13 protein-coding genes are annotated in these 10,358 nt (G+C 72.5%); 5 read left to right on the top strand and 8 right to left on the bottom strand.

The genetic code is table 11. From position 1 onward, the window contains the following. The 8 genes from ACTIFU_RS19655 to ACTIFU_RS19620 all read right to left on the bottom strand — a co-directional run. A partial coding sequence (locus ACTIFU_RS19655) for a hypothetical protein (RefSeq protein ID WP_439580016.1) occupies window positions 1–232 on the bottom strand: 232 nt, incomplete at its 3' end. Next, on the bottom strand, window positions 229–951 hold the full coding sequence (locus ACTIFU_RS19650) for an ABC transporter ATP-binding protein (RefSeq protein ID WP_439580015.1): 723 nt from the start codon (window positions 949–951) through the stop codon (window positions 229–231). The genes ACTIFU_RS19655 and ACTIFU_RS19650, both read right to left, overlap by 4 nt. Further along, on the bottom strand, window positions 948–1,880 hold the full coding sequence (locus ACTIFU_RS19645; protein WP_439580014.1) for an iron chelate uptake ABC transporter family permease subunit: 933 nt from the start codon (window positions 1,878–1,880) through the stop codon (window positions 948–950). Before ACTIFU_RS19645 ends, ACTIFU_RS19650 begins: the two co-directional genes overlap by 4 nt. Continuing rightward, complete coding sequence (locus tag ACTIFU_RS19640; RefSeq protein WP_439580013.1) at window positions 1,877–2,653, bottom strand: ABC transporter substrate-binding protein; 777 nt, start codon at window positions 2,651–2,653, stop codon at window positions 1,877–1,879. Before ACTIFU_RS19640 ends, ACTIFU_RS19645 begins: the two co-directional genes overlap by 4 nt. Continuing rightward, the gene (locus ACTIFU_RS19635; RefSeq protein ID WP_439580012.1) at window positions 2,647–3,180 is read right to left on the bottom strand and encodes a sugar O-acetyltransferase; all 534 of its coding nucleotides are present in this window, start codon (window positions 3,178–3,180) and stop codon (window positions 2,647–2,649) included. The genes ACTIFU_RS19640 and ACTIFU_RS19635 overlap by 7 nt, the downstream gene beginning before the upstream one ends. 23 nt (window positions 3,181–3,203) lie before the next feature. Further along, a complete protein-coding gene (locus ACTIFU_RS19630) occupies window positions 3,204–4,091 on the bottom strand; it encodes a cation diffusion facilitator family transporter (RefSeq protein WP_439580011.1) in 888 nt (295 codons plus the stop codon). 196 nt (window positions 4,092–4,287) lie between these two features. Continuing rightward, the gene (locus tag ACTIFU_RS19625) at window positions 4,288–5,235 is read right to left on the bottom strand and encodes a bifunctional riboflavin kinase/FAD synthetase (RefSeq protein ID WP_439580010.1); all 948 of its coding nucleotides are present in this window, start codon (window positions 5,233–5,235) and stop codon (window positions 4,288–4,290) included. A gap of 98 nt (window positions 5,236–5,333) precedes the next feature. Further along, on the bottom strand, window positions 5,334–5,801 hold the full coding sequence (locus tag ACTIFU_RS19620) for a MaoC family dehydratase (protein WP_439580009.1): 468 nt from the start codon (window positions 5,799–5,801) through the stop codon (window positions 5,334–5,336). Window positions 5,802–5,931: 130 nt separating this feature from the next. On the opposite strand from ACTIFU_RS19620, the gene ACTIFU_RS19615 reads away from it, so the two are divergent. The 5 genes from ACTIFU_RS19615 to ACTIFU_RS19595 all read left to right on the top strand — a co-directional run bounded on the left by ACTIFU_RS19615 (window position 5,932) and on the right by ACTIFU_RS19595 (window position 10,333). Further along, window positions 5,932–7,071, top strand: coding sequence for a M20 family metallopeptidase (locus ACTIFU_RS19615; RefSeq protein WP_439580008.1), 1,140 nt, complete (start codon window positions 5,932–5,934; stop codon window positions 7,069–7,071). 5 nt (window positions 7,072–7,076) lie between these two features. Further along, a complete protein-coding gene (gene rfbB, locus ACTIFU_RS19610; RefSeq protein ID WP_439580007.1) occupies window positions 7,077–8,132 on the top strand; it encodes a dTDP-glucose 4,6-dehydratase in 1,056 nt (351 codons plus the stop codon). Further along, complete coding sequence (gene rfbA / locus ACTIFU_RS19605) at window positions 8,129–8,998, top strand: glucose-1-phosphate thymidylyltransferase RfbA (RefSeq protein ID WP_439580006.1); 870 nt, start codon at window positions 8,129–8,131, stop codon at window positions 8,996–8,998. The genes rfbB and rfbA overlap by 4 nt, the downstream gene beginning before the upstream one ends. A gap of 189 nt (window positions 8,999–9,187) precedes the next feature. Next, window positions 9,188–9,745 carry a NifU family protein gene (locus ACTIFU_RS19600; RefSeq protein ID WP_439580005.1) on the top strand — a complete coding sequence of 186 codons (558 nt, stop codon included), beginning with the start codon at window positions 9,188–9,190 and terminating at the stop codon, window positions 9,743–9,745. A 3-nt stretch (window positions 9,746–9,748) separates the two neighbouring features. Further along, on the top strand, window positions 9,749–10,333 hold the full coding sequence (locus tag ACTIFU_RS19595) for a malonic semialdehyde reductase (protein WP_439580004.1): 585 nt from the start codon (window positions 9,749–9,751) through the stop codon (window positions 10,331–10,333). The last annotated feature ends 25 nt before the right edge of the window (window positions 10,334–10,358 follow it).

Below are 10,358 nucleotides of genomic sequence, written 5' to 3'. Positions count from 1 at the left end.
GGGCGGTCTCGGCGAGGTCCACGGCGGGGTCCACAGCGGTCTCCAGCGCCACCTCGGCCGTGACCTCGCCGGCCTGCTCGCCGCCGCCGCCCGAGGAGAAGATGACGGTGATGCCCACGCCCTGCTCCGGTGGCTCGTCGAGTGGGCGCGCGGGAAGCGTGATCAGCGCCGCGGCGACGGCGAGGTGCAGCACGCCGGAGACCGAGGCCGCGACGGCGAGGCGCAGACTCATGCCGGCAGTACCGTGGGGCCGGCGCCGATCCGCACGCCGAACACCCGGCCGGCGACTGCGTCGTCCATCACCGCCTCGGGTGGAGCATCGGCGGCCACGCGGCCGGCATCGAGCAGCACCATCCGGTCGGCATAGCGCGCGGCCAGCGCGAGGTCATGCAGCACGACGATCACGGCGCGGCCCTTGCCCGCCTCCGCGCGCAGCAGGCGCAGCACCGCGAAGCCCTGCGCGGGGTCGAGATCGGCGCAGGGCTCGTCGAGCAGCATCGCCTCGGGGACGGTCGCGAGCACGCGCGCCAGCATCGCGCGCCGCGCCTCGCCGCCCGACAGCCGGTCGATCCGCCGGCCGGCCATGGCATCGAGCCCGACGGCGGCGAGCGCGGTCGCGACCGGGGCCTCAGCCGCGTCACTGTGCGGCAGGCGGCCGAGTACCGCGATCTCGCGCACGGTCATGCCCCAGGCGGCGCGCGCCCCCTGCTCCAGCCAGGCGATCCGGCGCGCGCGGACGCGCGGGGCGAGCGCGGCGAGCGGCGCGCCGTCGAGCGTCACCTGTCCGCGGTCCGGCCGCGCGAGCCCGGCGAGCACGCGCAGCAGCGTGGACTTGCCTGCCCCGTTCGGTCCCACCAGCGCGACCAACTCGCCGCCGCGCACCGTGAGCGACACCCCGTCCAGCACCGTGCGTCGGTCGAGCCGCACGATGATGTCCTCCGCCGCGATCATCCGGGCCTCGCGTGGCGCAGCGCCAGGTGCAGCAGCAGCGGCGCGCCGAGCAGCGCGGTCAGGACCCCGAGGCGGAGCTCCTGCTGGAGCGGCACCAGCCGTACAGCGATGTCGGCGGCGAGCACCAGCGCCGCCCCCGCCAGCGTCGAGGGTAGCAGCAGCGCCCCCGGCCGCTCGCCGGCGGCGAAGCGGACGAGGTTCGGCACGATCAGCCCGACGAAGCCGACCCCGCCCGCGACCGCGGTGCCACCGCCGACCGCGAGCGCGGCCCCCAGCGCCGCGAGCCGCATGGTCGACGCCACCGGCACGCCCATGCTCTCGGCGGTCGCCTCGCCGAGCGCCAGCGCATCGAGCCGCGCCCCGAGCGGCAGCAGCAGCGCGGCGCCGGCGAGCACCACGGGTGCCGCCAGCGCGGCGTCGCGCCAGGAGCGGTCCTCGAGGCTGCCGAGCAGCCAGATCGTGATCTCGGCGAGCGCGAAGGGATTGGGGGCGAAGGAGAGCGCCATCGCCACCGCGGCCGAGGCGATCGCCGCGACCGCGATGCCGGCGAGGATAAGCGCCGCACCCGTGCCCGCGCGCGCGGCGAGCGCGAACACCAGCGCGGCGGCGACGAGCGCGCCGGCGAGTCCGCCGAGCGGCAGCGCGAGCGGCACGGCGGCGGCAAGCCCCCAGTAGTAGGCGAGCACGGCGCCGAGGCTCGCGCCCCCGGTGACGCCCAACAGGCCCGGATCGGCCAGCCGGTTGCGCAGCAGTCCCTGCATCACCGCGCCGGCGAGCCCGAGCCCGCCGCCGACCAGCACGGCGATCACGGTGCGCGGCGCGCGCACCTCCCACAGGATTGCTGTGTCGGGCACGCCGAATCCAGCAGCGCCCACGAGCAGCGAGGCGGCGGCGAGAATGGCCGCGAGCAAAGCGAGCGCCGTGGTCATCGCGCCAGGGCTGCGGCCGCGCGCACCGTCTGCGGCCCGCCGCAGGCGAGCCAGGCCGGATCGATCCGCGCGCGCGGAATCGCGGCGCGGGCGAGGGCCGGGTGCTCCAGCAGCGCCTCGGACAGCGAGGGCGGGCCGGCGGCGGGTGCCGTCACCACCAGGTCGGGCGGGTCGGCGAGCAGGCGTTCCAGCGGGACGAAGCCGTAGCCGGCGAAGGGCGCGGCGTTGACGAGGCCGGCAGCGCGCAGCACCGCGTCGGGCAGGGTGCCGCGCCCGGGCACGAAGCCGCGCGCCTGCCACACCAGGGCGCGCGGCGCATCGGCGCGGGGCGGGATCGCGGCAAGGTCGCGCGCGATGGAGGCGGCCAGGGCCTCGCCGCGCGCGGTCTCGCCGAGGGCGGCGGCGACGGCGCGGAGATGGTCAAGGATCGCATCGAAATCCTCGGCCAGACCGAGCCGCAGCACCGTCACCCCGCGCGCTTCCAGCATCGCCGCGACCCGTGCCGCCCCCCAGGGGCCGGCGATCGCAAGGTCGGGACGGAGCGGCAGCACCTCCTCCGCCACGGTGCGCACGCGCGGGAGCCAGGCCACGTCGGCGGCAACCGCCGACAGTGACGGGTCGGCGGCAAGCGGCGAGAGCGCGGCGATTCGGCCACGCTCGGCCAGTGCGACCACGAACTGGTCAGCGCAGAGGTTGAGCGACACCACGCGTTGCGGTTTGGCGGCCACCGGTCCGGCCGCCAGCGCCAGCGCCAGCGCGGCGCGGATCAACATGGCCGGAGCACCCGGCACGGGTTGCCGGCAGCGACCACGTTCGCCGGCAGGCGGCGCGTCACCACGGACCCCGCGCCGACCACGGTGTTCTCGCCGATCGACACACCCGGACAGACGATCACCCCACCGCCGAGCCACACGCCGTGGCCGATCGCGACCGGCAGGGCGGACTCCCAGCCGGCGCGCCGGGTTGCGGCGTCGATCGGGTGGGTCGCCGTATCGAGATGAACGCCCGGGCCGATCTGAACCTCAGCGCCGATGACGATGCGCGCGCAGTCCAGCAGGACGCAGCCGTCGTTGAGGAAGCTCCGCGCGCCGATCGTGATGCTGGCACCGTAGTCGCAGCGGAACGGCGGCTCGACCACCGCGCCGTCGCCGAGTTCGCCGAGCAGCGCGGCGAGCGCCTCGGCGCGGGCCGCGTCGTCCTCCGGACCGGCGCCGTTGAAGCGCGCGAGCCGACGCTGGGCGCGACGGCGCGCGGCGAGCAGCTCCGGGTCGTGCGCGAGATAGAGCTCGCCCGCGAGCATGCGCGCCTGCTGCCCGGACGGGGTCACACCACCACCACGCCGCGGTGCTTGGCCTTGTGCGGTGGTTCGACATGGATGGTGATCACCGTGGGCTCCAGCTCGGCCTTGAGCGCCGCCTCGATCCGGTCACAGATCGCGTGCGCATCGCCCACGCGCATCTCCTCGGGCACGACGAGGTGGAACTCGATGAAGGTGAAGCGGCCCGCCTGGCGGGTGCGCAGGTCATGCGCCTCGATGGCGCCCTCGGCATGGGACGAGACAAGCGCACGGATCTTCTCCAGGGACTCGGCGGCGACCGCCTCGTCCATCAGCCCGCCCACGCTCTCGCGCATCAGCCGGAACCCGGACCAGAGGATGTTCACGGCGGTGGCGGCGGCGAGCGCCGGGTCGAGCCAGAGCTCGCCGGTCAGCACCACGAGCCAGATCCCGAGGATCACGCCGAGCGAGGTGACCACGTCAGCGAGCAGGTGCCGCCCGTCGGCGCGCAAGGCGGGCGAGCCGAGCGCGCGGCCGCGCCGGATCAGCACCCAGGCCCAGGTGGCGTTGATCGCCGTCGCGGCCGCGCTGATCGCCAGCCCGAGCGCCGGCTGGTCCGGCGCGCGCGGGTTCAGGAGCGCGCGCCAGGCCTCGCGCAGAATGGAGATCGCCGCGACGACGATCAGCACGCCCGTGAGCACGGCCGAGAAGTACTCGGCCTTGGCGTGGCCATAGGGGTGGTTCGCGTCCGCCGGGCGCTGCGAATAGAGCACGGCGGCGAGCGCGGAGGCGGACGCCGCGACGTTGACGATGCTCTCCACGGCGTCGGCGAGCAGGGCCACGGAACCGGTGATCCACCAGGCAGCCCCCTTCAGCGCCAGCACCGTGACGGCGATGGCGAGGCTCGCGCTCGCGAGTCGGGTGGCACGGCTCATCGGCGGGGTTATAGCAGTGGCGGCGCGAAGGCTCCTGCCCGGCGGCTCACTTTACGTCTTTGCGCCTTGGGGCCGTCCTGGCCAGTCGCGGAGCTAGAGCCATTTGACCCCGATCGGACTCGCGAAGGTGGCTTCCGGCATGGGGCTGATGTGTGATTCGTCGGCTTCCGGGGATTGGACCGGAGGGGTCGCTCCGTCACACCCCCGCCAGCGCCGCCCGCGCCTCGGCCGCGTCGCGATGCATCTGCGCCACCAGCGCGTCGAGCGTCTCGAACCGCGCCTCGTCGCGCAGGAACGCATGCAGCCGGACGCGCATCGCCGCGCCGTAGAGCTCCGGCGCTACGTCGAACAGGTGCACCTCCAGCAGCGGCTCGGGCAGCGGGTTCACGGTCGGGCGCAGCCCGAGGCTGGCCACGCCGGGGAGCCATGCCGCCTCGCCATCCGCGCCAACCACTCCCGCCTCGACCGCGTAGATGCCGAGCCGCGGCGCGAGATGCCGGCCAAGCGGGATGTTCGCGGTCGGGAAGCCGAGCGTGCGGCCGAGCGCGGCCCCGCGCGCGACCGTGCCGCGGATCTCCCACACCCGCCCGAGGATCGCGGCCGCGCGCGCGCAGTCTCCGCCCTTGAGCGCGTCGCGCACCGCGGTGGACGACCAGGTCAGCCCGTCGGGGGCCGCCGCCTCGGGGACGATCGACACCCCCATGCCGTGCGCCGGGCCGAGGGTGGCGAGCAGCGCCGGCGAGCCGGTGCGCCGGTGGCCGAAATGGAAGTCCGGCCCGCAGGCAAGGTGGCGCGCGCCGAGGCCGGCGGCCAGCACCAGGTCGATGAAGGTCTCGGCCGGCATGCGGCTGAATTCGAGGTCGAAGGAGAGCTGGTAGAGGATCTCGACACCCAGCGCCGCCAGCGCCTCGGCCTTCGCCTCGGCCAGCGTCAGCCGGAACGGCGGGTCGGAGGGGCGGAACACCTCGCGCGGGTGCGGCTCGAAGGTCAGCGCGGCGAGCGGGATGCCGCGGCCGTGCGCGGCCTCGGACGCCGCGGCGATGACGGCGGCGTGGCCGCGATGCACGCCGTCGAAATTGCCGAGGGCCACGGACGCGCCGCGCGCGTCGGGCGGAAGGGAGTCGAACTCGCGGAAGATGCGCACGTCGGGGACATGGCCCGCCGGGGCCGAGTGGTCAATTCAGGGTCTGCCGGTAGAGCGGAACGATCGGACGATCCGGCGACGGTTCGCCCGAACCCGCCCTACGCTGCGGCCGCCGCCTTCGGCACCACCGCGACGCGCGAGGGCACCATCACCAGCGCCTCGCCCTCCACCACCGGCTTGCCGCCGACCGTGCAGACCGTGCGCAGCGTGGCGCGCTTCTTCTCGGCGTCGAGCGAGACGACTTCGCAGGTGGCCGTGACCGTGTCGCCGATCCGCACCGGCGCCTTGAACTTCAGGCTCTGCGCCAGATAGACGGTGCCGGGGCCAGGCAGCTTGGTGCCGAGCACGGTGGAGATGAACGCCGCGGACAGCATCCCGTGGGCGATCCGCCCCTTGAACACCGTCTTTTCGGCGTATTCCGCATCCAGATGCACCGGGTTCATGTCGCCGGAGACACCGGCGAACAGGACGATGTCGGACTCGGTCACGGTGCGCGAGAACGATGCGCTCATCCCCTCGGACAGATCTTCGAAATGGATGAACCCGTTGCCGGCCGCACCTGACATGAACCGCACCCTTTCCCCGCTGCGCGACTCGCCGCTTTCGGCGGCGCAGCATGTCCAAAACTACGCGAGCGGTGCCGCCTGGACAAGCATTCCCGCGCAGCGCAGCATGGCGCGCTTTCTGAAACAGAGGATGAACATCACCATGCCGGCGACCGATCCGGGCCCGTCCGAGGCGATCCTCGATGACCTGCGCCAGTGGGTCGAGATCGAGACCCCGACCACCGATTCCGCTGCCGTCAACCGCTTGATCGAAAAGGCGGAATCCGGGCTGCGTGGGGTCGGCGCCGAGGTCCGCCGGATCGTCGGGCGCGACGGGTACGGAGATATGCTGCGCGCGCGGATCGGCCATGCGGATGGCAAGGGAATCCTGATCGCCGGCCATCTCGACACGGTCTGGGCGCACGGGACGCTCGCGACGATGCCGTTCCGGGTCGACGGCGACCGCGCCCACGGCCCCGGCATCTACGACATGAAGGCCGGGTCGTACTTGGCCTACCACGCCGTCACCGCACTGCTGCGCCAGAAGCGCGCGACGAGGCTGCCGGTCACGCTGCTGCTGACCCCGGACGAGGAGGTGGGCAGCCCGACCAGCCGGGCGCTGATCGAGGCCGAGGCCCGCAACGCGGCCTATGTTCTGATCCCCGAGCCGGCTGGTCCCGGTGGCGCGGTCGTGACCGCGCGCAAGGGGGTGGGGCGGTTCGAGCTCGCTGTCACCGGCGTGGCGTCGCATTCGGGCGGCAATTTCGAGGACGGGGCGAGTGCCGTGGTCGAACTCGCGCATCAGATCCTGGCGATCAACGCGATGGTCGACCTCAAGCGCGGCATCACCACCAACGTCGCGCCGATCGCCGGTGGCACGCGGCCGAACGTGATCGCCCAGGATGCGTCCTGCGAGATCGATCTGCGCGTGCCCACGGTCGAGGACGGCGAGCGCTGCGAGGCGGCGATCCTCGGGCTGAAGGCGCAGAACCCGCGCTGCCGGGTGACCGTCACCGGCTCGATGAACCGCCCGCCCTTCGCCGAGAACCCGGGCGTGCTCAGGCTCTACGAGCAGGCGCGCGCGGTCGCGGCGGGGCTCGGCTTCGAGTTGCCGAAGCAGCACCGCGGCGGCGGCTCGGACGGCAACTTCACCGCCGTGATGGGCGTGCCCACGCTCGACGGGCTCGGCTGCCCCGGTGCCGGGGCGCACGCCGATCACGAGCACATCCTCTGGCGGCAGCTCGCGCCGCGCGCCGCGCTGATGCTCGGCCTCTTGGAGACACTGCACTGAGCGCCATGCGCATCCTGGTGACCGGCGGCGCAGGCTTCATCGGCTCGGCGGTGGTCCGCCACCTCGTGCGCGATGTAGGCGCGCAGGTGCTGAATCTCGACAAGCTGACCTACGCGGCCAATCTCGCCGCCGTCGAGAACGCGGTCTTTTCGCCCAACTACGCCTTCGTGAAGGCCGACATCGCGGATGCCGAGACGGTCGGGCGCACGATCGCCGAGTTCCGCCCCGACGCGATCATGAACCTCGCCGCCGAGACGCATGTCGATCGCTCGATCGACGGCCCGCTCGCCTTCGTGCAGACCAACGTGCTGGGCACGGCCACGCTGCTGCACGAGGCGACCCGCTACTGGCGTGGGCTCGACGCTGACGCCCGCGCGCGCTTCCGCTTCCTCCAGGTCTCGACCGACGAGGTCTATGGCGCGCTCGGCGAGAAGGGTGCCTTCACCGAGGAGTCGGCCTACCGGCCGAACTCGCCCTATGCCGCCTCGAAGGCCGGCGCGGATCATCTGGCGCGCGCCTGGTTCCGCACCTACGGCCTGCCGACGTTGATTTCGAACTGCTCCAACAACTACGGGCCGTGGCAGTTCTGGGAGAAGCTGATCCCGCTGATCACCATCAAGGCGGTGCGCGGCGAGAGCCTGCCCGTGTACGGCGACGGGCGGCAGGTGCGCGACTGGCTCTATGTCGAGGACCACGCCGAGGCGTTGCACGCGATCCTCACGCGCGGCGTGCCGGGCGAGACTTATCTCGTCGGCGGCGGCGAGGAGTGCCGCAACCTCGATGTCGTGCACGCCATCTGCGACCTGGTGGACGAGATGGAGGGGCCGCAGGCGGAGGGGCCGCGACGGCAGCTCGTGTCCTTTGTGCCCGACCGGCCGGGCCACGACTTCCGCTACGCGATCGACTGCGCGCGGATCGAACGCGAGCTCGGCTGGCAGGCGGGCCAGCGCTCCTTCGCCGACGGGCTGCGCCGCACCGTCGCGTGGTATCTCGAACACCGCGACTGGTGGGAGGACGGGATGCGCGCCCGCTACGACGGCGGGCGGCTGGGCGTGGCATGAAGGGTATCATCCTCGCCGGCGGCGCGGGCACGCGGCTCCATCCGATGACCGCCGCGATCTCCAAGCAGCTCCTGCCGGTCTACGACAAGCCGATGATCTACTACCCGCTCAGCACGCTGCTGCTGGCGGGCGTCCGCGACATCCTGGTGATCACCACGCCCGAGCACGAGCCGCTGTTCCGCGCCCAGCTCGGCGACGGCTCCGCCTGGGGCGTGCGGCTCTCGTATGCCGTGCAGCCGAAGCCAGAGGGGCTGGCGCAGGCCTTCTTGATCGGCCGCGCGTTCATCGCCGGCGACCGCGTCTGCCTGATCCTCGGCGACAACATCTTCCACGGCGACGGGCTGCAGGCGATGCTCGCGCGTGCCGCTGCGGCCGACGAGACGGTGGTGTTCGCCTATCATGTGCGCGACCCCGAACGCTTCGGCGTTGTCTCGTTCGATGCCTCGTGGCGTCCGGTATCGATCGAGGAAAAGCCGCGCGCGCCCAAGTCCAACTGGGCGGTGACGGGTCTCTACTTCTACGGCCCGGACGTGTCGGACGTCGCCGCCGGGCTAAAGCCCTCGCCGCGCGGCGAGCTCGAGATCAGCGACCTGAACGCGGTCTATCTTGCGCAGGGGCGGCTGGCGGTGGAGCGGCTCGGGCGCGGCTATGCCTGGCTCGACACCGGCACCCCCGAGAGCCTGATCGAGGCGGCCGAGTTCGTCCGCTCGCTCGAGATGGTGCAGGGCCTGAAGGTCGCCTGCCCTGAGGAGATCGCCTGGCGCATGGGCTTCATCGATCGCGGCGCGGTGAACGCGGCGGCCGAGCGTCTGGGCAAGTCGGCCTACGGCGCCTATCTCCGCCGCCTGCTTGCCGAGGAGGGCTGATACCCGGCTGCCAAAGGTTTGGCCTATGGCAGCCGGGTATCGCGCGTGGGCCCGGTGGGGCGGCCACGCGCGAAACAAACCCTTCATACCGGCTGCGCTTGACCCGGGGCGGCCGCGCTGCCACCTCTGGGTAAAGCCGACCCGGCCGCTCCTGAATGCCACGGAGGCGGCCGGGCGAAGGAGTACGCCATGTTCATCGAGACCGAGGACACCCCCAACCCGGCGACCCTGAAGTTCCTGCCCGGGCGCACCGTGATCGCCGCGGGCACGGCCGACTTCCCCGGGCCCGAGACGGCGGCGGCGAGCCCGCTCGCGCGTGCGCTGTTCGGCCTGCCCGAGGTCACGCGCGTGTTCCTCGGCGCCGACTTCATCACCGTCAGCAAGACGCATGATGCCGACTGGTCGCTGCTCAAGCCGCAGGTGCTGGGCGTGATCATGGATCATTTCCTGTCCGGCCTGCCGGTGATCGAGGGCGAGGCGGAGGACGAGGAGGCGTTCGACGCCGCGGAGGAGGACCGTGAGATCGTCGCGCAGATCCGCGAGCTGATCGACACGCGGGTACGCCCTGCCGTGGCGATGGATGGCGGCGACATCGTGCTGCGGGGCTTCCGCGATGGGGTGGTGCAGCTCCGCCTGCAGGGTGCGTGCTCGGGCTGTCCGTCCTCGCGCGCGACGCTGAAGCACGGCATCGAGAACATGCTGAAGCACTACGTGCCCGAAGTCGTTGCCGTGCAGGCAGTGGAGTAGCCGTTGGGGCTCGACGACTGGTCGCTCGACCACCTGTTCCGCGAGGCACGCAGCTTCTCCGCCTGGCGCCCCGATCCGGTCACCGACGATGATCTGCGCCGCGTGTGGGACCTGGCGAAGCTCGGGCCGACGAGTGCGAATTGTTCGCCAGTGCGGGTGGTGTTCCTGCGCAGTGCCGAGGCCAAGGAGAAGCTGCGGCCGGCCCTGTCGGCGGGCAACGTGGCGAAGACGATGGCGGCACCGGTGACGGCGATCGTCGGCCACGATGTGGAGTTCCACGATCTGCTGCCGCGGCTGTTTCCCGAGGCGGATGCGCGGCGGTGGTTCGCGGGCAATCACGATCTTCTCGAAACGACCGCGTTCCGCAACGGCACCTTGCAGGGCGCGTATCTGATTCTGGCGTGCCGGGCGGCGGGGTTGGATTGCGGCCCGATGAGCGGGTTCGACAATGCGCTGGTGGACGAGCTGTTCTTCAAGGGGACGACGATCCGGTCGAACTTCCTGGTGAACATCGGCCGCGGCGACGGGACGCATCTGCCGCCGCGGCGGCCGCGGCTCGGGTTCGAGGAAGCGTGCAAAGTGATCTAGTGGCGGGGGGCCGCAAGGCCCCCCG

It is taken from the genome of Elioraea sp. (assembly GCF_051860475.1).
Taxonomy (GTDB): Bacteria; Pseudomonadota; Alphaproteobacteria; order Acetobacterales; family Acetobacteraceae; genus Elioraea.
Note: the sequence above shows the minus strand (reverse complement) of the source record. Positions and strands in the feature narration are given on the sequence as shown.

Coding starts and splice junctions, on each gene's coding strand:
- ACTIFU_RS19640 (WP_439580013.1), bottom strand. CDS start 2,653: ATGTTGATCCGCGCCGCGCTGGCGCTGGCGCTGGCGGCCGGACCGGTG.
- ACTIFU_RS19600 (WP_439580005.1), top strand. CDS start 9,188: ATGTTCATCGAGACCGAGGACACCCCCAACCCGGCGACCCTGAAGTTC.
- rfbA (WP_439580006.1), top strand. CDS start 8,129: ATGAAGGGTATCATCCTCGCCGGCGGCGCGGGCACGCGGCTCCATCCG.
- ACTIFU_RS19635 (WP_439580012.1), bottom strand. CDS start 3,180: ATGCTCGCGGGCGAGCTCTATCTCGCGCACGACCCGGAGCTGCTCGCC.
- ACTIFU_RS19630 (WP_439580011.1), bottom strand. CDS start 4,091: ATGAGCCGTGCCACCCGACTCGCGAGCGCGAGCCTCGCCATCGCCGTC.
- rfbB (WP_439580007.1), top strand. CDS start 7,077: ATGCGCATCCTGGTGACCGGCGGCGCAGGCTTCATCGGCTCGGCGGTG.
- ACTIFU_RS19645 (WP_439580014.1), bottom strand. CDS start 1,880: ATGACCACGGCGCTCGCTTTGCTCGCGGCCATTCTCGCCGCCGCCTCG.
- ACTIFU_RS19615 (WP_439580008.1), top strand. CDS start 5,932: ATGAACATCACCATGCCGGCGACCGATCCGGGCCCGTCCGAGGCGATC.
- ACTIFU_RS19650 (WP_439580015.1), bottom strand. CDS start 951: ATGATCGCGGCGGAGGACATCATCGTGCGGCTCGACCGACGCACGGTG.
- ACTIFU_RS19620 (WP_439580009.1), bottom strand. CDS start 5,801: ATGTCAGGTGCGGCCGGCAACGGGTTCATCCATTTCGAAGATCTGTCC.